Origin of the sequence: Desulforhabdus amnigena (genome assembly GCF_027925305.1) — a bacterium.
GTDB classification, from domain to species: domain Bacteria; phylum Desulfobacterota; class Syntrophobacteria; order Syntrophobacterales; family Syntrophobacteraceae; genus Desulforhabdus; species Desulforhabdus amnigena.
Genome location: NZ_BSDR01000001.1, coordinates 1543184 through 1565101, shown reverse-complemented (window position 1 = coordinate 1565101; position 21918 = coordinate 1543184). Strand labels below are relative to the sequence as shown.

General features: G+C 53.0%; 15 protein-coding genes and 1 pseudogene. 7 read left to right on the top strand and 9 right to left on the bottom strand.

The annotated features are described in order from the left end of the window. Window positions 1-178: 178 nt before the first annotated feature. The 3 genes from QMG16_RS06710 to QMG16_RS06700 form a co-directional block, all read right to left on the bottom strand. On the bottom strand, window positions 179-1528 hold the full coding sequence (locus QMG16_RS06710) for a hypothetical protein (RefSeq protein ID WP_281793202.1): 1350 nt from the start codon (window positions 1526-1528) through the stop codon (window positions 179-181). A 647-nt stretch (window positions 1529-2175) separates the two neighbouring features. Continuing rightward, the gene (locus tag QMG16_RS06705) at window positions 2176-2619 is read right to left on the bottom strand and encodes a hypothetical protein (RefSeq protein ID WP_281793200.1); all 444 of its coding nucleotides are present in this window, start codon (window positions 2617-2619) and stop codon (window positions 2176-2178) included. Between the two features lie 901 nt (window positions 2620-3520). After that, a complete protein-coding gene (locus tag QMG16_RS06700) occupies window positions 3521-3682 on the bottom strand; it encodes a hypothetical protein (protein ID WP_281793198.1) in 162 nt (53 codons plus the stop codon). A gap of 72 nt (window positions 3683-3754) precedes the next feature. On the opposite strand from QMG16_RS06700, the gene QMG16_RS06695 reads away from it, so the two are divergent. The 5 genes and pseudogenes from QMG16_RS06695 (at window position 3755) to QMG16_RS06675 (ending at window position 8148) form a co-directional block, all read left to right on the top strand. Then, a complete protein-coding gene (locus QMG16_RS06695) occupies window positions 3755-4480 on the top strand; it encodes a DUF72 domain-containing protein (protein WP_281793196.1) in 726 nt (241 codons plus the stop codon). A gap of 39 nt (window positions 4481-4519) precedes the next feature. Further along, a pseudogene (locus QMG16_RS06690) lies at window positions 4520-5137 on the top strand (class I SAM-dependent methyltransferase). Window positions 5138-5567: 430 nt separating this feature from the next. Next, window positions 5568-6329 (top strand): tRNA(His) guanylyltransferase Thg1 family protein, encoded by a 762-nt coding sequence (locus QMG16_RS06685; protein WP_281793194.1) that lies wholly within the window; start codon window positions 5568-5570, stop codon window positions 6327-6329. 365 nt (window positions 6330-6694) lie between these two features. Continuing rightward, entirely contained in the window at window positions 6695-7606 is a 912-nt protein-coding gene (locus QMG16_RS06680; RefSeq protein ID WP_281793192.1) for a Clp1/GlmU family protein, read from the top strand. Further along, on the top strand, window positions 7603-8148 hold the full coding sequence (locus QMG16_RS06675; RefSeq protein ID WP_281793190.1) for a nucleoside-triphosphatase: 546 nt from the start codon (window positions 7603-7605) through the stop codon (window positions 8146-8148). Before QMG16_RS06680 ends, QMG16_RS06675 begins: the two co-directional genes overlap by 4 nt. A 93-nt stretch (window positions 8149-8241) precedes the next feature. On the opposite strand, the gene QMG16_RS06670 is transcribed toward QMG16_RS06675, so the two are convergent. Continuing rightward, window positions 8242-9399, bottom strand: coding sequence for a CapA family protein (locus QMG16_RS06670; protein WP_281793189.1), 1158 nt, complete (start codon window positions 9397-9399; stop codon window positions 8242-8244). Window positions 9400-9457: 58 nt separating this feature from the next. Next, window positions 9458-10456 carry a zinc-dependent alcohol dehydrogenase family protein gene (locus tag QMG16_RS06665; protein WP_373878720.1) on the bottom strand — a complete coding sequence of 333 codons (999 nt, stop codon included), beginning with the start codon at window positions 10454-10456 and terminating at the stop codon, window positions 9458-9460. Between the two features lie 892 nt (window positions 10457-11348). Here QMG16_RS06665 and QMG16_RS06660 point away from each other — a divergent pair. Next, the gene (locus QMG16_RS06660) at window positions 11349-12998 is read left to right on the top strand and encodes a cytochrome-c peroxidase (protein ID WP_281793188.1); all 1650 of its coding nucleotides are present in this window, start codon (window positions 11349-11351) and stop codon (window positions 12996-12998) included. Window positions 12999-13264: 266 nt separating this feature from the next. Here the strand turns inward: QMG16_RS06660 and QMG16_RS06655 are convergent, their stop codons facing one another. Further along, the gene (locus tag QMG16_RS06655) at window positions 13265-16012 is read right to left on the bottom strand and encodes a cation-transporting P-type ATPase (RefSeq protein WP_281793186.1); all 2748 of its coding nucleotides are present in this window, start codon (window positions 16010-16012) and stop codon (window positions 13265-13267) included. Window positions 16013-16749: 737 nt separating this feature from the next. On the opposite strand from QMG16_RS06655, the gene QMG16_RS06650 reads away from it, so the two are divergent. Then, window positions 16750-18144: an OprO/OprP family phosphate-selective porin gene (locus tag QMG16_RS06650; protein ID WP_281793184.1), complete on the top strand. Its 1395-nt coding sequence runs from the start codon at window positions 16750-16752 to the stop codon at window positions 18142-18144. 52 nt (window positions 18145-18196) lie between these two features. Here the strand turns inward: QMG16_RS06650 and QMG16_RS06645 are convergent, their stop codons facing one another. From QMG16_RS06645 to QMG16_RS06635, 3 genes are read right to left on the bottom strand one after another with little or no spacing between them, the layout of a single operon-like run. Next, window positions 18197-19318 (bottom strand): glycosyltransferase family 4 protein, encoded by a 1122-nt coding sequence (locus tag QMG16_RS06645; RefSeq protein ID WP_281793182.1) that lies wholly within the window; start codon window positions 19316-19318, stop codon window positions 18197-18199. Further along, window positions 19315-20559, bottom strand: a complete 1245-nt coding sequence (locus QMG16_RS06640) for a glycosyltransferase family 4 protein (protein ID WP_281793180.1) — start codon at window positions 20557-20559, stop codon at window positions 19315-19317. The genes QMG16_RS06645 and QMG16_RS06640 overlap by 4 nt, the downstream gene beginning before the upstream one ends. After that, window positions 20556-21800, bottom strand: a complete 1245-nt coding sequence (locus tag QMG16_RS06635) for a glycosyltransferase family protein (protein ID WP_281793178.1) — start codon at window positions 21798-21800, stop codon at window positions 20556-20558. The genes QMG16_RS06640 and QMG16_RS06635 overlap by 4 nt, the downstream gene beginning before the upstream one ends. Between the last annotated feature and the right edge of the window lie 118 nt (window positions 21801-21918).

Here is a 21918-nt window from a genome sequence, read left to right as displayed (position 1 = left end):
CTCAAATGGTGTGAGAAACTTCAGCCATGAGATGAATTCCCGGTACTCTGAACCTGGTCGGACGGGCATGGGATTCTTCAGACGCGGTGGAGCAGGAGTCAAAAAGCCGGCCTTTCAGCCCCGGAATGTCGATTCTGTACGAATTCGTAATGCTCCGAGCTGAACTCGAACTCAGTAGTTACAAATCTTCATATGAAATCCCGTTTTTCAGACAGGAAATGATCGTGTTGGTTCGTCTCTCGATTTCGGGAATAATCTTTATGAGGGCCTTCAGACAAGTGAAAATCTTTTGGGTGTGCTGTTTATGAGGGATATTGAGCGCAGGATGCTGGAGTAGTTCTAGAATTTCATCCAGTAGAGAGAGATTTTCTGCACAAAATCGCGTATAGGCAAGTTCAGGCCATTTGATTCTCAGATCTTCAGGAAGATGATTCATCTTTCGGACAAGATCTTTATCTGTTCCAATCCAAAAGGCCTTTCTCAGACGCTCCAAAAGCTGCTGGATCTCTTCCTTATCCGCGTCCCATGCCTGGCTCTCCAATAATAAACGATCCCACTTCGGCTTTATCTTCTCATTGAGCCATTGCTCTGCCTGACGAGGTATGAGGGAAATGTCGCTCAATTCTTTCTCCTCCGTCAGCAACTCATTAGCCAAACGTATCAATTCTTTTGATCCGTTCATCCTGGGAATTCGCAAACGAATCAAATGATTCAGTCGTTCAAGAATCACCCGTTTGTCTTCCAGTTCCGGGAAAACCTTTCTCAGCTCAATTTCCCACTGTTCCCTGAGAAAGCTAATTTCCGCATTAATGGCCCCAAATGCGAAGCTCAGCTTCATCAGGGTATTGCGCAATTCATGTGCCAGGATATTGCAGCTTTGAAGCCTTTGGCGGGCCAGTTCCTTTTGACCTTTCAATAGGCTTTCCCGCAATTGGAGCGATAGCATTTGCGTACCTAGAGTTCGAGAAAGCTTTTTAATGATTTTAGTAGAACGATCACCTCGCGTAATGGTGAGGGGGAGGAAATGGATTTTGATAACTGCTACAACGACGTAATCGGTATCTTGCCAAATAGGATTCCCTTGCCAATCCAGAGGATAATCCAGCATATGGAGCCGATTTCCATAAAGATCCTTTTTACTGACCAGGACAGGTTCCATATGATAGGTATCTTCCAATTCTCCAGAGACCTGTTTTCGAACACTTCGGCTGTTTTCACTCGGGTTGTCCGCAGTCCAACTTTTTTGCTTTTCTACGCACCACCCCATCGCCTCCAAAGGACGACCAGGCTTGTCCCGGTATTCTTCCCAACTCTTACCGGGATCATTGTAATCGGAAACTCCGGGCAAGCCCCACTTAATTTGCCCTCTTCTTTCTTCACGAATCCCTGATGCGATCCGCACTGCCTGGAGTTCCGGCATGGGACCAATGTGATAGATGGTTCCTTTTGTAGCGTGTTCCAAACATAGAAGTATGGTTTCGATTGTATTTTTACACGTATTCTCAAGAAGATCAGAGCTAATGATCATATCTCACCCCTATGAAGAGTGTAAAATATTTTATTTGGGCATTTCAAACCTAAAGACTCGGGAGATCTATCTTCATAAAAATAGCGTGTCAGGAGATATTATTTCCATAAATAAAAGTAAGTTACGTATTTTGATGGTATCTTTCAACCCTTTTGCGCTGCTGCCGGTACAATAGCAAAAGGAGAATAAGTCGGGCAGTACTTATTTCACATGACTTCAGAAGGTACACCCAACTCAAATCTGACAATCCGTAATTCAGGTTGAAATATTGGTACACCGCGGCAGAAGTCGTCATCCTGTCTGGAAGATTTTGAAGTCCCCCTTTGAAGGGGGATTCAGGGGGATGTGTACTTGCCGGCACCCCCATCGAGGGGGAATTGAATCGTTCAATGAGGTGAGAACTTTCGCCACCGTGTAACGTCGCTTGGGCTAAAATTTACATACAGCCCCAATTCCACAACCGATCATTTCCAACAGGGTATTATCCTCCGTTTTCTCATGACCCATCAGATAGATTTTTCCAAAATTTCCGCATTGTTTGGGACATCCTTCATCGGCGATGGAATTTAGAGCCGAAATCATGGATTCACAATAGACGGACCACTTCCAACCACAAACGTCACATTTGAAATGAAGCAAGTATTTCATCAGTTCATCTTTCCTATTTCCGGGATAGCGGGATAAATTTCCAGTCTCCAGTGATTAAAGCAACTGAGGTGGCATATTACCTTAGCCGTTACAAACTTACCCTTGCACGGGATCCATATTTCTGTACTGGCACACGGATGACCGCATTTCCTGCAGAACCACTGGTAACCCGCAGCATATTTTTGGTGCCGCTCGTCGATCGCGAGGCGAAATTTTTCAAAAAGAGATTGCCGATTGTCGTTGTAATAGCTGTTCTTATAATGTTCGTGCGCGTGCAAATGCCCCGAACTGTCCTCAGTATGCTCGGAACAATCCCCTCCGGAACACCCTTTAGAAGAACAATCTTCTGAATCACGGGCGAAACCATCGAGAATATAACTCTCCACAATTAGGTTTTCTGTCTGGATCCATGAGTAAGATCCACATCTTTCGTTTTCGTTCATTTCAAAGATTCCTTTCAGTTTATCTATGTCCAAACATCAATGGCATTTTCCCATGCATCTCTCACGGTTTTTAGACGTCAAGCGAGTTGCCGGAAACAGATAGCAAATATGGAAATATGTGGAGGTTTATGAACTTGGTGAAAACGAGCGCTGGCTTGATTTACAATGAGCTAAACGTCTAAAGACATGTCTTGCTCGTCAAGTCTGGAAACAAAGTGACAGAATGAAAGATAGGGCAGGTAAGCGGTGGGGGAAGAACTTAACCCCCATGACCCGGTGGGTCACAACAAAAAATGAAAAATGGGCAAAGGGATGCAAGGCAATAAGGAGGAAAGCGGGAAACGCTCTTGAAAAGCGATGTCAGCATGAGCTATGAACCATGAGCCTTTTTTTCATATAAACTACTGCACATTGAGGCACGAAGATCCATGAGCCTTTTTCATATAAATTGTCATTCCGGGGCGGCACTCTCAAACGATGAAAACGGCACATCGGTGAACGATTTTGCCGATTCACCTATTTTCTAACTAATGCCGGATTGCGATTTTACCGTGCTGCTACTTTTTACTACTCCGTCAATGTCTTGGGAATTCGGATGATTCATAGATCCATCCATATTACCCTTTAGGTTTGTTCCAATTTTACCAGGAAAATTCCTTCGTACATTCCGACACCACCTCTGATGAATAATCGCTAGAAGTATTGGATTATTATATAACTTTCAAACTATAAAAAGTAAACAGGTGATAAGAAATCGTTTTCTGAGAGTTTTCGGATAGTACCTGCTGTCAGTAATGATGATCAGGAGTGAAGATTTGGAAGTTTTTCTTATTCTTCCCATGGGTTATGCCGGACCGATAGAGGACCCTTGCCGGTATCCTGGATAGAGGTGATTTAATGTCTAGAGAAAGCGTTTCGCATGATATATTGTGTTAGAGCCTGCTTGCCCGTCCAGGTCGTCTCTGGCGATGCGGTTGCAGGCATGGGTACTGAACCCGTCGTGTCGCCGGTTCATCAGCTTTTCTATGAGCTCTGCGCCTATTTTCTTTTCGCGTTTCAGCATGGCCAGGGCCTTGTGAAGCGGAAGATCTCTTCAAGGGACCCGGCTTTTGCAAAAATTGCAGGAGCTTGCTTTATGAACCTTAAGGTCGGTTGCTGTGGGTTTGCCGGAAGGCGGGCACTCTATTTCAAGCACTTCCCGACGGTGGAGATCCAGAAGACCTTTTATCAGCCGCCCCGTATAGAGACCGCCCTGCGCTGGCGGCGGGAGGCTCCGCCAGGTTTTTGTTTCACCCTCAAGGCCTGGCAGCTCATCACCCACCAGCCCTCCAGCCCCACCTACCGACGCCTTGCCCATCCCGTTTCGCCGGAGGTTTCGAAGCGCTTGGGAGGCTTCCGTCCTTCGCGGGAGGTTCAGGATGCCTGGCGGGTCACCAGGGAGATTGCCGAGGTCTTGCAGGCCTCTGTGGTAGTCTTTCAGTGCCCGGCCGGTTTCACTCCAACGGAGGAAAATATCCGCAATTTTTCGGCGTTTTTCTCTTCCCTGGTGCGAGGGGCTTTCCGAATCGCCTGGGAGCCCCGGGGCCCCTGGCCGCCTGAGCTGGTCCAGGAGCTTTGCGGCAGTCTCGATCTCATTCACTGTGTCGACCCTTTCAAGGACAAGTGCCTGAGTGAAGGAGCTGTTTACTATCGTCTGCACGGTATCGGTGGTTATCGCTACCGCTACGGCGACATGGACCTTCAAAGGCTTCTCTCCCTGTGCGAAGGAAGGGAAGGGTACGTCATGTTCAACAATATGACGATGAAAGAGGATGCGCTGAGATTCATCGCCTGTTTGCACCGTGAGGGGGAGTCCTTCTGAGGATTTGGACAACAATCGACCATCGCAAAGGGAAAATATATGCCGGGCTGGATCATTCCTCCGCCCAAAGAGCCGGTTAAAAGCAGGGAAGAATTTCGCAGGGAAAAGGAGCAGAAAGTGGTCTGGCTCACCCGGAAAGGCTATTTGTGCTCAGAGCGCATCAAAGCAGCGATGCTGAAGGTTCCCAGGGAAGAGTTTATTCCCTTTTTCTATAAGGACTACGCCTATGAGGAAGTCCCTCTCCCACTGCCCGGGGAAGAGGCCACCATTTCCTGCCCACACAGTTATCCCCTTTTTTATGAACCCCTGGGACTCGACAGAGGACACAGGTTTCTCGAAGTCGGGCTCGGGTCGGGCTAGGGTACGGCTCTGGCCCGGGAAATCGTCGGGGAGAAGGGCCTGGTCGTTTCCATTGAGATCGATCCATTAACCCTGGCCTTTGCAGAAAATAATCTAAAGAATACGGGCTACAGTGACATTGTCCTGGTACACGGGGACGGCGGGCTTGGGTACCAGGAAAAAGCCCCCTATGACCGCATTTGCATGACGGCGGCCTGCCTCGAAATTCCTCCTCCCTTGCTGGACCAGCTCAAAATGGGAGGAAGGCTCATCGCGCCGGTCACAAGGAGGGGGGTGTTCAGAACCTGGTACTTGTGAAGAAAGAACCCGGGGGGACAGCCAGAGAAGTGATTTGCCAGGTTTTGTATGTTTCCCTGCGCGGAAAGTACGCTCAAGCTTCGTTACGCCGATTTTGAAAACCATGATTGCACCCCGGGCAGTCTCACCGATGACCCGGCGATCTCCACCAAACGGCGCCGGGCGCCGTTTGGCCAGTTTCCCCTGGAGAAAAGAGTGCGGCTGATAGGGGGTGCGGGTAAGCGGCTTGGTTTTCATGATCGCAATTACGCACCCGTTTACCCGTGCGTTTCTGTAAGAGTGGCATCCTGCCGCGACAAGGTGTACGGTTGCCGTTTCTGTCACGGCCGGAAGCCGTTCCTGCAAGGAAATGGCCGCATACTTACAATTTTCGGTACTTGGCCCGGATCTCGCGTCGAGATAATAACCGAGATGATAAAGGAGACTGCTGATGGAACTGAAGGATCTCGAAAAGCGGATGCGCTCTCTGGAATATTTCAGTTCTTTGCGCATGCTGCCGGCCTGTTGGCCGATCATTCGCCTGGACGGGCGGGGCTTTTCCCGTAAGACCTCGGACCGTTTCAGCAAACCTTTTGATCCGCAGTTTCGAGACCTCATGGTTTCAGCTGCCAGCGCCCTTTTGACAGAGTTGCAGGGTGTTTATGCATACACCATGAGTGACGAGATTTCCCTGCTCCTTCCCAGGGATTGGGTCCTCTTTGACCGCCGGCTGGAAAAGGTTGTGTCCGTTTCTGCAGGGATTGTCAGCGCGGCATTTAGCCTTGCCCTGGGTGAGGCGGCCCATTTCGACAGCCGTATCTGGATGGGGCCGGATGCCATGCTGGTGCTCGATTATTTTCGTTGGCGTCAGGCCGAGGCGGCAAACAATGCTCTACACAGCTGGTGCTATTGGACTTTACGCAAGATGGGCAAAAGCGTTGCAGAAGCAACGCAGTTGCTGAAAAGCGAGTCGGCCTCTTATCAGAACGAATTTCTTTTTCGGCATGGAATCAACTTCAACAATTTACCACGCTGGCAGCGGCGTGGTGTAGGGCTTTACTGGGAGTGTTTTAAGAAGGAGGGAACCGACCCGAGAACGGGGAAAACCACACTGGCCACCAGACGTCGAATCAAAATAGACCGGGAACTCCCCATGAAAGACGAATACGGTCAGATGCTGTTCGAGATTATGGCGGCTTATTCAGATGTCTGAGTTAAGAGCCTATCCAAAAACCTACCTCGGCAGCGGACCCCCCCCTTTAATTCCCCCCTCAAGGGGGGACCAAGGGGGTGCCGCAAAGTCCACATGTAGTTTCTGGATAGGTTCTAAGCACCCGATCACGAGTTCTTTAACATTTTGCATATGGGCACTTCCGTCATTCCCGCAATCTTTAAGCGGGAATCCAGAAATGAAGTGCTTGGCTGGATTCCTGCCCAAATACAGCTTTCTCGTCATCGGCATCGTCTCTTCGCTATGCCTTTCGTGCAGTGCGTAAGTTGACATTGTCGGATATGAAGGCGCAGTCTTTTTCCTCTTTTGAACCGGGGTTGAATCGGGTGAAAAAAGGAGATTGAAAAATGGATAAATTGCCCCCTTTGCCGGTTGATTTGGACGTTCCGGAAGAGTGGCAGGGGTTCGACCGGAGTGCGCTCAGCGGTACTGTCATGCTCGTGGGAGCCACGGACTCGGGTAAAAGCACCCTGGCCCGCTGGCTGCTTGAAAAGGCCTGCAGGCGGGGACAAAACGCGGCCTGGCTGGATGGGGATCTGGGCCAGTCGAGTTTGGGAATTCCCGGAACGCTGAATCTGGTCACAAGGGCAGGGGAGTCTTCAGAAGTGGTGGAACGGGCGTCCTTTTTCGTCGGCAGCAGTTCGCCGCGGGGACATATGCTTCAGGTCCTTACAGGATTGTGCAGGTTGCGCGATTTTGCGCGGGCCAAAGGGGCTGATCCGGTATTTATCGACACTTCGGGACTGGTTGCGCAGGAATACGGGGGTGGCGCCCTCAAGGAATGGGAAGTCGAGCTCCTGACGCCGACTGCGGTTATCGCGCTGCAGCAGGGGCGGGAGCTTGAGCATCTCCTGCTGCCGTGGCGGCATGATCCGCGGTTGAAACTCCATGTTCTGCCGGTTTCCGTCGGAGTGCGCCGGAGATCCCCCCAGGAACGGGCCGAGCGGCGGCGAATCCTCTTTCGTCGCTTTTTCGACGGGGCCGGGACTCTTCGCATCTACAAGGGGCAAAAACCGGTTTACGGATTGAAGAACGCGGAACCGGGCTGCCTGGCCGGCCTGATCGACCGGGAGGGATTTCTTGTTGGGGCCGGTGTGGTGAGTCAGGTTTTATCCAACGGGCTGGAGTTGGTCAGCCCAATCCGCTCACCTGAGCAGGTGGCCCTTGTGCGCCTGGGAAAGCTGCGCATCGATCCTCTCACCGGGACGGAACTGCAGCGCGTCACAACCCCTCTTTTCGGGAAGGAGGTCGAAGAATGAACCGGGATTCACACCTGCGCCGACATGTCCTGATGACCGGAATGCCGGGTTGTGGCAAAACCACTTTGCTCAAGAGTCTGGCTCATGAATTGCGTGGGCTTCGGCCGGCCGGCTTTTACACCGAGGAGATCCGTCTGCAGGGGCAACGCAAGGGCTTTCGTCTCGTGGGGCTGAACGGGGCGACGGGCCTTCTGGCCCATGTCGATATTCACGGCGGGCCGCGAGTGGGCAAGTATGGGGTCGATGTCCATGGATTCGAGGAGTTCCTGGACGCCCAGAAGCTGGACCAGATCGCTACCCCGCTGGTGTTCATCGACGAAATCGGCAAAATGGAATGCCTGTCCGCGCGGTTTGTGGATTTGGTGCGGCATCTTCTCGATTCGTCTAAAACCGTCGTCGCCACTGTTGCCCTCAAGGGAGGTGGCCTGATCGCCGAGGTCAAACAGCGGCCCGATGTGGTACTGGTCGAGGTCAACCCCGGCAACCGCGACCGGTTGGTTGAGGACCTGGCAAGCCGGGTGGCGGCGTTCACGGGAAGATAAATTTTCGGTTAAAATTTCAAGATCCAGACAGCTGAACGCTCGATCGGGGATACCCTGCAGTACGAAAGTGTTCTCTGCCTCCACGATCTGTATTCAATGTTCCTTTTGGCTCCCGCCTCCATTCCAGCGCAGCTGCAGGGTCAGGTCCTCCGCCATTTCGACCCGGGTTCCCAGAGCCTTTCCCTCCCGGTTGAGGGTGTTCCAAAGCCAGCGGGCTTCCTCGGTGGAGGCGCGTTGAATCCGAAAGTTCCGGACCCGGGTGGGGATCATTCGAAGCGTTTCCAGGGTTCCGGTTGCCGGGTCCATGCTCACGAAGTACATCAGTCCCAGGTCCCCACGGAATTCCTCGTAGCCGCCGATTCCCTCGTAATCGGTCAAAAAATCCCCGCAGCCATACAGGACCGGTTTTCCCCGGTATATCTCGATCCCCTTGACATGGTGGGAGGAGTGGCCGTGGATTACATCCACCCCGGCTTCGTCGATCAATTGGTGGGCAAATTCCCGCTGCCTCTTTGGTATTGCAAAGCCCCAGTTCCCTCCCCAGTGCAGGGAGGCCACCGCGATGTCGCCGGTGCGCTTCACCGCCCGGATTCTTTCCCTTATAGCCTGAACGGTCTTGGGCGTTAGGTCGGGCAGGAGGTTGATTCCAGGTTTTTGGGCAGTGGCGACCCAGTTGAGGGGGATACCGCTGGAAGGGGAGCCGAAGGCGAACACCAGCACCCGACCCTTCCCTGCAACCTGGATCACCGCCGGGGCCTGGGCCTCGGCCGGCGTGTGCCCTGCCCCCGCGTAGGCGATCCGCGCATTTTTCAGGGTTTTCAGCGTCTCCTCGAGTCCGGTATATCCCCAGTCGAGAACGTGATTGTTGGCCAGGGTGCAGACGTCGATGCCTGCGGCCGTAAGAACGGGGATATTGGCGGGATGCATACGGTAGTTGATTCCCTTGCCCAGCCAGTAGTCCGGACTGCTGGTGACGGCGGTCTCCAGGTTGATGAGGCGCACATCAGGCGCCGCCCGTTCCAGTTCGGTGAGGGCATCTCCCCAGATGTAGGAGAAACCGACGGGGCGGGGGATCGGGCCGTGAACGCTTTCGGCCAGATCCACATAACGCCGGGCATCCTTCACCCAGGGTTCATACAGCCTGGGATCGTTCGGGTGCGGGAGCACCTGATCGATCCCCCGCCCGGTCATCACGTCGCCGCATAGAAACAGGGTGATGATGATATGGGAAATCGGATTTAGACCGAACATCTACGATACACTCCTTTTCCAGCAAATGTAACCTCTTCACCGCAGTCAGCCGGCAGGATCAGCCGGCATTCGGCATCCGCAGGACCGCCGCCCCTTCGATGCGCCCGGAACGCAGCCGATCCAGGGCTTCATTGGCCTGCACGAGAGGGAAAGTTTGCACTTCGGTTCGGACTGGAACCTTCGGGGCGATGGCGAGCAGTTCTTCCCCGTCGCGCCGGGTCAGGTTCGCCACCGAACGGATACTCCGCTCCTCCCAAAGCAAGCGGTAGGGAAAGGTTGGGATATCGCTCATGTGAATGCCCCCGCTGACCACCACGCCTCCCTTGTCGGTGGCTTGCAGCGCCGCCGGGATCAGCGAACCGACCGGCGCGAAGATCAGGGCGGCGTCCAGAGGCTCGGGAGGAAGGGCATTGGAGTCACCGGCCCACACGGCCCCCAGACGGCGGGCAAAGGCCTGGGCCTCAAGGTCTCCGGGGCGAGTGAAGGCGTAGAGTTTTTTCCCCTGGTAAACGGCGATCTGGGCGACGATGTGAGCGGCGGCGCCGAACCCGTAGATCCCCAGCCGCTCGATCCCTTCTCCGGCCATCCGGTAGGTACGGTAGCCGATCAGGCCGGCACACAAAAGCGGGGCGGCCTCCGCATCGCTGTAATCTGCCGGAAGAAAAAAGGCGTACTGCTCGTCGACCAGAGTGTATTCGGCATAGCCCCCATCGAGGGTGTAGCCGGTAAAACGGGCCTGCTCGCAGAGATTCTCCCGCCCCTTGCGGCAATACCGGCAACGGCCGCATGTGGAGCCGAGCCAGGGGATGCCGACCCGGTCGCCGACATGGAAATGCGTGACCTGTTGGCCGGTTTCCACCACAGTCCCGACGATTTCGTGTCCGGGGATCAGGGGAAGTTTCGGCTCGGTGAGTTCTCCGTCCACAATATGGAGGTCGGTCCGACACACTCCGCATGCTGCTACTTTAACCAGCACCTGTCCCGGTTGGGGCCGGGGAACCTGCACCCGCCGCAGTTGCAGGGGCCGACCCGCTTTTTCCAGTACCATGGCCTGCATAGTTTCGGGAATCGACATGGAAATCACCTCCTGTTGGGAATGATTGGTTCAGCGGCCGCCCTCCTCGGGCCGGTTTCGCTGATTCTCGTATTTGCCGGACAATTGCCGCCACTGAGGGGCTATCCGAAAACCTCTCTCGCCCTTTTTAGCCGAGATCCCTCTTCGAATCTACTTTTCAAATTCGACGAGGAAGTGCCCAGCCAGGCCGATCCCCGCAATTTTTCTCCGGACCTCCGCTTCTATGGGGTACTGGATCGGTGCAGCCTATGGATATTATCTTCACGGCTCGCTCACATTTTATTTGATTTTTGTTCCTGACGAAGTTATTTTAATTCTACCTATATATAATCTTTATCCTTCCAGACTCGAAACGGACCGTGATTTTGCTAAGCGGTTCGGAGAGAGCTTCTCCGGTTCACATTCAGAATTCAAGCTAACCAAACATCTCATGAACATCTAGGAATGTTTGTCCCCGGCATGAGTAGGTCGGGTTTCAAAAATCGATATCCAGCGTCAGAAAAGGAGTCCCCTACCTACCAGACGGTGTATTTTCACGGTAGAATGAATGCCTTTGGGGTGGGTAGTTTTCTGGTGCCGTGGACACTTTCCCAGGAATCTATAGGGTGAATATTATCTGATTCATCCCCTCTCATTCTCCAGTACTTTCGTTAAGAGACCTTCGAAACCAAGGCGAACGGTTATTTTTTCCAGAGTCCCTAAAGCCTGGCCAAAGGAAAGGTAGTATGCAGTCTGTCCGACTAAAAAGGCGAGTCGCCAATTGTTATGATTTGGCTTTCTTGCTTGCGGGAAGGAGGTGGTCGTTGTGAGGGTACAGGTTTTCGGAACTGGCTGATCTATTTCATTTACCTATCTTTTTAAAGGAGATGATAAAATGAAAGAAAATCAAATAATGAATAACTCGAAAAAAGTCAATTTCTCGGAACGGGGGAGATCGAAAAATGCTGTTTCTTCCTTCTTTTCCGTGAAGGGGTATGGTCTTCTGGCTGGTATCGTTGCCGTAATGCTTGTGGTGGGCATGATAATGGGATATGCCTCTGCAAAATCAAAGACCGACAGCAACAAGGACCCGGAGCTCTCGAACATAGAACTGTTGGGCAAGTATGTTTTTTTCGATAAGATATCCTCACCGAGCCGCATGGCGTGTGTTACCTGCCACGATCCAGCCACTGGCGGGACGGGAGGCGTTTCCGGTGTCAACCTGCATCAGGTGGCGATCACTGGCGCAAACCCGCACACGGTAGGCAACCTCAAGCCTCCCACCAACGCCTATGCGAGCTTGATCGTACCGCTCTTCAGACCTTGCCCCTTTGGTGTCCCCGGTATCTGTGGCGGGAACTTCTGGAACGGGCGTGCCGAAGGGAATGCAGTTGCATTATTCCCAGCAGGGGCCACAAAACATATTGGTGAGGAGATCTTTTACGATACCGGCGGCACGAAATTTACAAATTCAGAAATCCTAGGATACTCTATTTATTTCGGCCCGACGGCCGATCAGGCGTTGAATCCCATGCCGAACCCTGTCGAGCAGAATATCGACAGACAGGCCGTTTGTAACCATGTTGCGAACGCAAAATATGCTAAACTTTACAAGGATGTCTGGGGAGTTAAAATCGATTGCAGTAGCGATGTGGTCGCTATTAAAGCTGATGATGTGACCGAGGAGAAGGCGTTCGACATCAGTTTCAAAAGAATCATGCTGGCGGTCTGTGCCTGGCAGGCCTCCGCCGACCTCAACTCGTTCAGCTCCAAGCGCGATAAAGCCCTTGCGGAGGAGGCTGACGGGAAATTCCCTCTGGGCGGCCTTACGGATCAGGAAAATCTGGGGCACGATTTGTTCTATGGAGTGACAAGTTTGTTAAATCCTACCGGCAAGTCCGCAGGGTGCGCAGGTTGTCATAGTGACAATCCTGGTACTGATACGGGAGAGGAGCCCAAGCAGCTTTACGCCGACGACGGTTACCATAACATCGGTGTGCCACGCAATCCTGAGATTCCCCCAACATTCAAAGATGATGGAACATTTATAGATCCAGACCTGGGGCTGGCGGGCCTCACAGGCGTGAATGGGGATAATTCGAATGGTGGATGTAGCGCCCCCGGATTTCGAAGAAATTGTGACCACCGGGGGTTCCAGAAGACTGCGACCCTGCGGAATGTAGACAAGCGGCCCGGCCAAGGCTTCACCAAGGCCTATACCCACAACGGTTGGTTCAAGAGCCTTGAGAGCATCGTGCACTTCTACAATACGGGTTTCATAGGGCAATCGACGGCGAACTCATTCGGCATTACGCGGTGCCCGGATGGTATCGAGACGGAAAAGGACGCATTGGCAAACAACTGCTGGCCGGCTCCGGCATTTGCCAACCCCAACCAACCTGGAAGTCCCACGTTTGGCGCCGTTTTGGGAGGTGGCCGTTTTGGAGACCTTGGACTGACCCTAGATGAAGAGGCTGCGATCGTCGCGTACCTGAAAACATTGACAGATACCTACACCCCCAAGGCGCCGAAACCCTATAAGTAAACACGAATCAACTCACTAACTCATGCGGAGAAGTGAAGAAGGAGTGTTTTCCGGTAAAAGAGGAAGGGGCTTGGTTGAGCGCGTAAGCCTGCGTGGAGTAGATTGTTACGTATATAGGCAGGCAAACTGAAATCGTTAAGGCATATTGGGCAGAGTTCATAAAAAGGACTCTGCCCAGGAACAAGCTTGCTCGTGAACCAAACACTTCGCGAGCAAGCTCGTTCCTGCAGGAAAACGCATTGGGCTGCGTCAGGCCCCCTCCTCTATCAGGATGCTTGTCGCCACTTTTCTCTCCTTTTCGAAATCCTTCTTCGAATCCACTTTTCAAACTCCACGATGAGATAGCCCGCCAGGCCAACCCCTCCAATTCTCAACCAATCCTCCGCCTGTATGGGAGCACTGGACATGACGTAGTTCATGAACGGCAGGTAGGTGAAGGACATCTGCAGCAGGATCATGCCCAAAATGCCGACGTGCACCCATGGGTTGGAGAAAAATCCAAGCTGAAAAATAGACCTTGTCATGGATCGACAGTTGAGTAGATAGAAGCTTCCCACAACAGCGACGGTATTCACCGCAACCGTTCGGGCCTCAGCCGTTGAGGTTCCTGACAGTTTCTCCCATTCAAAAAGCCCGAAGGCCCCGATGAGGATCACCAGTCCCATGATCAAGATACGCCCGAGAAGATCTCCCGTAAGGATTGGAGAACCGGGGTCGCGGGGAGGCCTGTTCATGATATTCTCTTCCCTGGGTTCGAGAGCGAGTGCGATACCCAGAATGCCGGCAGTGGTCATGTTGATCCACAGGACCTGTACGGGAAGCATGGGCAGTTCAACACCCGCAAGAACGGAAGCGAGGAGAACCAACCCCTGCCCCACATTGGTAGGAAGTGCCCACGCAATGAACTTGATCAGGTTGTCGTACACTCCACGGCCTTCTTCCACGGCCGCTTCTATGGACGCGAAATTGTCGTCCGTGAGCACCATGTCTGCGGCCTCTTTGGATACATCCGTGCCGGTGATCCCCATGGCGATTCCAATGTCGGCCTGTTTAAGGGCCGGAGCGTCGTTCACCCCGTCACCGGTCATGGCGACCACCTCTCCACGCGCCTGAAGCGCTTCTACCAGCCGCAGCTTTTGTTCCGGGGAGACACGGGCGAAGACAGCGGCCTCCCGGGCAGCCTCGATAAGCTCCTCGTCGGAAAATCCGGCCATCTCCCGGCCACTGAAGGCCAGGAGTCCATTCCCCTCTTCATTCATCCTGCCCTTCAAACCCAGCTGCAAAGCGATGGCCGATGCAGTCAGGGCATGATCCCCTGTGATCATTTTTATGTTTATACCGGCATCCTGACAGGCCTTGACTGCAGCTATGGCTTCAGGCCTCGGGGGATCGATCATGGCCTGCATGCCTAAAAAAACGAGTCCATGAGAAATGTCCTCATGGCTGAGGGACTCTTTTTCGGCGGGAATCTCTTTAAAGGCAAACGCCAGAATTCGCAATCCCTTGCGGGCCATTTCCTCCACTTTTCGAAAGGCGGCCGAGATATCGAAAGGGACGAAGACTCCTTCCCCGGTTGAAGCGTGCCCACATTTGGCCAGAATCACCTCCGCCGCTCCCTTCACATAGGCAATTTTAGCCTGATCGGGTCCTGCGGAATGCAGGGTGGCCATGTACTGGTACGCGGATTCGAAGGGGATGACGTCCAAACGTGGATATTGTTGATTCAATTCATTGCGGTGAATACCACTTTTCATGGCTGAAACGATGAGAGCCACTTCCGTTGGGTCTCCTTCGGCAATCCATTCACCATTGGGATCTTCCCTCAGTTCGCTGTCGTTGCACAGCATGCCTGCTTCCAGAGTCTGTTTGAGAGCCCTATGATGGTCCGGGGAGAAGCTCTCGTCCGGGGAGAAGATTTCACCCTTGGGCGTGTATCCTGTTCCCCTTACATCGAAGCAGGTATCCACAGTACAAATATGTTGGACCGTCATTTGATTTTGAGTCAAGGTACCGGTCTTGTCGGAACAAATGACAGTGGTGCTTCCCAGGGTCTCCACCGCGGGGAGTTTCCTGATGATGGCTCGCCTGCGGGCCATCCTGGAAACACCAATGGCCAGAGTGATGGTCACGGCTGCAGGCAATCCCTCGGGAATCGCACTGACGGCCAGGGCGATGGCGGCCATGAAGGTATCGATGATCGGCTGGCCACGGACGGTCCCGATGAAGAAAGTAGCGGCAGCAAGGAGCAGGATGGCGACGAGCAGAAAATGGCTGAAACGGGTGATCTTTCGGGTAAGCGGGGTCTCAAGGGATTGCGCTTCGGAGATGAGCTCAGAGATGCGGCCGACTTCCGTCTTGTCTCCCGTCGCGGTAACCACACCGAGACCCTGGCCGTAGGTGACGAGCGTGGACGCATAAACCATGTTCTGCCGGTCTGCCAGGACCGTCTCTTCGGGAAGGAGCAGAGATGCATCCTTATTCACGGGGGCCGACTCTCCAGTGAGGGCGGCCTCCGCCACCTGTAAGTCGCGGGATCGTATGAGACGCAAGTCCGCGGGAACCTTGCTCCCCGACTGAATGGAAACTACGTCACCGGGAACCAGTTCGGATGACGGAACATGCAGTGTCTTGCCCCCTCGAACCACCACGGCTTCCGTGTTGAGGGTTCCCTCGAGTGCTTCGATGGCCCTTTCGGCCTTGGATTCCTGGATGTAGCCCACGACGGCATTGATCAAAACGACGCCAAAGATCGTGGCGGCATCGACCATATCTTTGATCCAGGCGGTCACCGAACCGGCTAATATGAGAATGTAAACAAGCGGATTGTGGAATTGAAGGAGGAACCGCCGGATCGGTCCCTTCTTCTTCTTGGGTGTGAGTATGTTGAGTCCAAAACGATCCTGGCGGTGCTTGACCTCGAAAAGATCGAGACCCTTTTCCGGGTGGGATCCCAGGATTTTCACCACCTCTTCCGATGGAACGTGATGCCAGTGTTTGGATAACAATATTTCCATGGACACCTCCTGCCTGTAGATCATGTTCAAGAGTACCGACGGCTGCAAATGCAATCAATACGTAAGCATAAAACTTAACCATTCCATGCCCGCATCCGTCATGCCGGCGAAGGTGGAAATCCGGTTTTAGAGTTATTTTTCTGGATTCCTGCTTACGCGAGAATGACGGTAAAATGTTTGGAGGATCTCTGCTGATACACCTGAGGGAGTTGGCAGATTCCAATATCCCATTATTCACCACGGAGACACGAAGGGCACGGAGAAGATTTTGGAATTCTTATGGAATTCCTCTGTGATCGCTGTGGCTCCGTGGTATGGGGATTTCAAGAGCAACCCACTCCCTAAGATAAAGATTATCGATTCTTTGTCGAGCAGGCCGTCGGATAAGACTGCATTTGAGGCAAAATGTCCCCCCTTGTACTTCGGGCACGAAGTGGGGTGATGAAAACAATTGAAATATACACTGTGAATGGATAAAAGTTGGACATTGCGATGTCCTGGGAAAGGTATTGGCAGGTTCCTGCGCAAGAAATGCCTCTACTCCCGGTATTACCCGGATTAGAGTATAAAAAAACAGCCTCTCATTTTTTGTAAGTCAGCCTAAACGTGTTCGATTCACACAGGAAAATCGGTTTTTTCAGCGTGCCGGGGAGATTGCCTGCGGCATGGTGTGAGACGTACCGATTTGTTGGGCGTCGAGTTTCTTCAATGATAACAATGGATGAGGAGGAGAAGAGATGATGGAGAGTTCCGAAGGACTGCCGCAAAGGTGGAGGGCACCGAGATTCGCTGTATCGTTCATAATGTTCACATTATGGATCCTGTGGGCGGGGCTGGCATTGGCCGACGAAAAGAGTGTCGCGGAGAAAATCATCGAAATTTTGAGGGCAAATGGGCAGATTAGCGAGGAACAATACAAGGAACTGGTGAAGGAGGCCGGTAAAGAAGAGAGTAAGCCGAATGATTTCCGTGTTTATTGGAAGGAAGGAATCCGGTTCGAAAGCGAGGACAGGAAGACCGAAATCAAGGCCGGTGGAGTAATCCAGACCGATTGGGCGGCCTTTGACCCCGACGAAGAGGTAGATGCTGCCTTTTCCGACGACGATATCGATGGGCATGGTGTTGAATTCCGCAGGGCCCGGCTTTTTGTGGAGGGAACCATCTACGAAAATTATGAATTTAAATCGGAATTCGAATTTGCGGAAGGGGATGTGGATTTTACCGATGTCTGGCTGGGCATGAAAAATATCCCCTATGTCGGCCGCATCAGAGTGGGACACCAGAAGGAGCCTTTTTCTCTCGAGGAACTGACCAGCAGCAAATTCATCACCTTTATGGAACGTGGGCTCCCCAACGCCTTTTCACCCGGCCGTAATACGGGGTTAACCCTTTCCAATCAGGAACTGAACGGTCTCATGACTTGGGCTATGGGAGCCTTTTATGAAACGGATGATTTCGGTGATTCTTTTGCGGACTTTTCGGACTATCAGGCCACTGCACGCATTACCGGCCTTCCCTGGTATTGTGAGGATGGAAGAGAACTGGTTCATCTCGGCCTCTCGTACAGTCACAAATTCAGGGACAGCGACGAGACGACGGTTCGATTCTCGGCGCGGCCCGAGGCTCACCTCACTGATGCAAGGCTGGCCGATACCGGAAGTATTGCCACAGACGGCGTAGATCTCTTCAATCCGGAATTTGCCATGGTATATGGGCCATTTTCTCTGCAGGGGGAATATTTTCAGGCGCTGGTGGATAGCGAGGCGGATGATTATACCGATTTCTATGGATTTTACGTTTTCGCGAGTTACTTCCTTACCGGGGAGCATCGTCCGTACAAGACCTCCAGTGGAGCATTCGACCGCGTCAAGCCCAGGCAGAATTTCAATCCGGTCAAAGGAGGATGGGGCGCTTGGGAACTGGGAGTCCGGTATTCCCGGTTGGATTTGAACGATGCTGGAATTACGGGGGGTAGGGAACAAAACTACACCTTTGGCCTCAACTGGTATCCGAATCCGAACATGCGCGTCATGTTCAACTATGTGTTGGCTCAAATCGAAGACCGGGAGGATCTCGGCATCGATGATGCCGATGTGAATATTTTTGAGTCCCGTTTTCAAGTCGATTTCTGATGCCTGGACTGTCTGCCTGTCCTTCGATACATCGAGGCTGGGAGTGTTTTTCTTATAGGGCTATTGTTCTGATTTTTTCCAGTTGCCGGGCAAGTTCAAGATAGTTCCACCTGAGATTGCGTTCATTCCGGATAAAACGTGGACCGTTAGCTGCGAGGGCCTTCAGATGTTCCGGGTCCCGCAGCAGTTGATCGATGGTCCGGGCCATTGCTTCGCCTCCGTCTTCGGGAACGAGGATGCCCGTCCGGTTCTGCTTCACCACCTGGGCAATTCCTCCCGTCTTCAGAGCGACGACGGGCAAGGCGCAGGCCTGGGCTTCCAGGAAAACCATCCCCAGGGATTCTCCGATACCCGGGAAGACAAAAAGATCCGCCGCAGAATAGAATCGGAACAACTCATGGCGGGGAATCCTCCCCGCAAAAATCACTCGACCGGGCAGCAGTGCGTCCGCCATCCTCCGAAGCGCTTCCTCCATGGGGCCGTCGCCCGCCACCAGGCAGACAAAATCCTTTCGAAATCTTCCGAGTAAGGCCAGGGATTTGAAAAGGTAGACCAGACTTTCAAACTTGACGTCGTTCCTGAAACGGGCCGCAGTCAAAATCAGAGGAGTATCCGGGGAAATGCCGTAATGCAATCGGACAGCTTTCCCAGCCTCGTCGTCATGCTGGAAATCCTCGGGGAAAATACCCGGAGGAAGGTGGGTGATTCTTCGGGGTGGAAGAATTCTTCCCAGGGCTTCCAGGTCGTTTAAATTGTTGGTGAATGCGTGGTGGGATGCCTTGATGGCCAGCCGGTTCAGATAAAAACCGATGCGGGTTTCAGGGTCCTTCCGCCATTTGGTGGCATACATGGGTTGAAAGAGGACATAGGGGATACCCATAAGGCGGCTTATGGCCGGGCCGAGCACGTCGGGGGATTTGTAGTAGGAATGGTAGGTGAGCCAGATATGAGGGTGAAAGTCATGTGCCGCCCTGTAAGCCGCCCGCAGGGCGATGAGGGCTTCTCTCCACCCCCGTGAAGTTTTCCAGAACCATCGGGACCGGAATGCCGCTATTTCTTTACAGGTGTGTCCTGCGCGGTTCAATTCCCTTGAGATTCCCTGGGCGATGATGAGATCTCCCGAGGGATGGGGGTGGGCGAGGGGTTTGTTGGGGCAGTAGAAAGCTATCTTCACGCGTCGCCGAGGGCTTCCTTGAAAAGAGAATGGAGCTGCATCACGCAGCGGCGGTTGTCGAAGAGCTCTTCCACCCGCTCCCTCGCCCGGGGAATGAGAGCGTCACACTTCTCGGGATGAAGCAGGTTCCGTCGAATGGCTTCAGCCATGGCCTTCGGATTGTTGGATTCCACCAGGGTGCCGGTGACCCCGTTTTCCACCAGTTCGGGGATGGCCGAGACCCGGGTCGTGACCACGGGAAGACCGACAGCCATGGCTTCCACCAGCACATTGGGTATTCCGTCGCGGTCTCCGTTTTCGGCCACTTTGCACGCAAGGGCGAAAAGATGAGCTTTTTTGTAATGAGCGAGCACAAGGTCGTGGGGGAGTGTTCCCAGGAGCTGTACCCTGTGGCTCAATCCCAGCTCCCGAATGGTCTTCCGGATGTTGGGTTCGATATCTCCGCTGCCGATGTGCACAAACTGGAAATCGAGCCCTTCCTCTTCGAGGATTTTCAGTGCCTTGAGCAGGTCATCGTAGCCTTTTTTTGCGACCAGCCGTCCGACGGAAAGAATCCGGTAGGGGGGAGCGGGGCGTGTGCGGGAGGAAAACTCGAAAAATTCCAGGTCGATCCCATGATAAATGGTATGAATGGGAGTTTCGGTTCCGTTCATCAGCCCTTTCAAATAACGGGCATTGTACTGTGTGCAGGTGACGACGAACTTGGCTTTCTGAATTTTTCTGGCGAGTTGTTCGGGTTCCGAAGTGTAGATGTCTTTGGCGTGAGCCGTGAAACTGAAGGGCAGTCCTGTGAGTTCCGACGCAAAGAGAGCCACGGATGTCGGAGTGTGGCAGAAGTGGGCATGAAGATGCGCCACGGAGGAATCCAGAAGTTGCGTGGCCGCAAGATGCCCAGCCTGCAGGAAGTGGCGCAGGGTCGCAGGCTTGCGCCTCTCGAAGGCTCTCAGGATTGCACTGCCCAAACATCGTGTGTAGTGCTTTCCCAGCCGCATCCATGCCATTCCATTGCTTTTCAGGAGCGTTTTCCAGTGAGGAAACACGTATTCCGGCATATAACTCACCGGGGCTTTGATTTCCCTGACATGATCGTGTGAAAAAGTTTCCCTTGGTTGCCTCAGGGAGAATATTTTTATGGGGATGCCCAGGGATTCCAGGAGGAGGATTTCCCTGCTGATGAAAGTCTCGGAGATGCGGGGATAACCTTTGAGGATCATCCCCAGGGGTTTCACGTCCGTTTTCAAACCTGCCGACCTCCCTTGTGCTGAAGAATGCGCTTGCGAATGACTTCAAGAGCCGTGAAGGGGAAGTGTCCCATCTTCTCCCGGCACGAGGAACCATTGTGCAGAAGAGCCAGGACCCTTTGACGAAGAGCTGCGGGGGTCAATTCCGCGGGGTGCAGATAGTCGCAAAAACCTTTGGTGCACAAAACCTGGGCACGGATGAGCTGTTCTTCACGTGGAACGGTCCTTGGAACGATGAGAAAAGGTTTTCTTTGACTCGCAATTTCGCACACCGTGTTGTATCCGCCCATGCTGACCACTACCTGAGCGGCACCGATCAGCCGTTCCATGAAACGGTAGAACTTGAGGGTGATAAACCCGAGTGATTCACATCGCTTCACCACTTCCTTGTAATCCTTGGGGGAAATGAATGGACCCGTCACGATGACGACTCGAGTGCGTTCCGGAATTCCGCCATGAGCGGAATCGAAGGCTTTGAGAAATGTGTTTACGACCGGTTGACCGTCGCCGCCGCCGCCGGTCGTGACGATGATGAGTTTCTCATTGTCGGATATGCCCAGTGACCTGCGTGTGATCTGAATGTCCTCCCGGCATGGAACGTGCCTGGGGATATAGCCCGTAAAATAAATTTTTTCGGCCACATGGGGCGGAATGGCATATTCTTGGATGGGATCGTAAAAATTTCTGCAGCCATAGACCCATATTTCATCGTAGAGCTGGTCCATGGCTTCGTAGATGTCTTTGCTCTTCCAGTCTTCTATGGTGGATTCGGCGCTGTCCATAATATCTCTGAGGCCCAGGATGGACCTGCAGGATGGAAAATCGGTTTTGAGCCAGCGCAGAGTATCCACCACTTCCCGTTTCAAGCCCAGCGGCGCTTTGTCCACGATGAAGAAATCCGGTCGGAAAGCCTTGGCCGTGGCGAGAATAATGCTTTTTCGAATCTCCAGGACTTCCGCGGCGTCCAGCTTCATGGAAAGAGGAAGATATTGCTCGTTGGTGACTTTGATCATTCCGGGGATGCGGACAAAATCGATGTGCCCGGGGATCTTGAATCGGCCTGCCAGGGGGGAGCCCGTCAGAAGAAGAATGTTGGCCGGAGTTTTACTCAGGCTGCGGGCTATGGCCAGGCATCTTCTGATATGGCCCAGACCGTAGGTATCGTGCGAATACATGAGAATTTTGTATGATGCCGAAGAATTCAAATCCGCTTCTTTCGGATGAGTAAAAAAGCTCAGCATAAAAAGACATCCGCAAGGAGCGGATACAAATGATCAGGGTCGGAACGACCGCATAATAGAATCTTGAGGAATTCATGGCAATAAAGATTTCTTCCAACAACCGCTGAAGAAATGGAAT

Coding starts and splice junctions, on each gene's coding strand:
- QMG16_RS06710 (WP_281793202.1), bottom strand. CDS start 1,528: ATGATCATTAGCTCTGATCTTCTTGAGAATACGTGTAAAAATACAATC.
- QMG16_RS06705 (WP_281793200.1), bottom strand. CDS start 2,619: ATGAACGAAAACGAAAGATGTGGATCTTACTCATGGATCCAGACAGAA.
- QMG16_RS06700 (WP_281793198.1), bottom strand. CDS start 3,682: ATGCTGAAACGCGAAAAGAAAATAGGCGCAGAGCTCATAGAAAAGCTG.
- QMG16_RS06695 (WP_281793196.1), top strand. CDS start 3,755: ATGAACCTTAAGGTCGGTTGCTGTGGGTTTGCCGGAAGGCGGGCACTC.
- QMG16_RS06685 (WP_281793194.1), top strand. CDS start 5,568: ATGGAACTGAAGGATCTCGAAAAGCGGATGCGCTCTCTGGAATATTTC.
- QMG16_RS06680 (WP_281793192.1), top strand. CDS start 6,695: ATGGATAAATTGCCCCCTTTGCCGGTTGATTTGGACGTTCCGGAAGAG.
- QMG16_RS06675 (WP_281793190.1), top strand. CDS start 7,603: ATGAACCGGGATTCACACCTGCGCCGACATGTCCTGATGACCGGAATG.
- QMG16_RS06670 (WP_281793189.1), bottom strand. CDS start 9,399: ATGTTCGGTCTAAATCCGATTTCCCATATCATCATCACCCTGTTTCTA.
- QMG16_RS06665 (WP_373878720.1), bottom strand. CDS start 10,456: ATGCAGGCCATGGTACTGGAAAAAGCGGGTCGGCCCCTGCAACTGCGG.
- QMG16_RS06660 (WP_281793188.1), top strand. CDS start 11,349: ATGAAAGAAAATCAAATAATGAATAACTCGAAAAAAGTCAATTTCTCG.
- QMG16_RS06655 (WP_281793186.1), bottom strand. CDS start 16,012: ATGGAAATATTGTTATCCAAACACTGGCATCACGTTCCATCGGAAGAG.
- QMG16_RS06650 (WP_281793184.1), top strand. CDS start 16,750: ATGATGGAGAGTTCCGAAGGACTGCCGCAAAGGTGGAGGGCACCGAGA.
- QMG16_RS06635 (WP_281793178.1), bottom strand. CDS start 21,800: ATGCTGAGCTTTTTTACTCATCCGAAAGAAGCGGATTTGAATTCTTCG.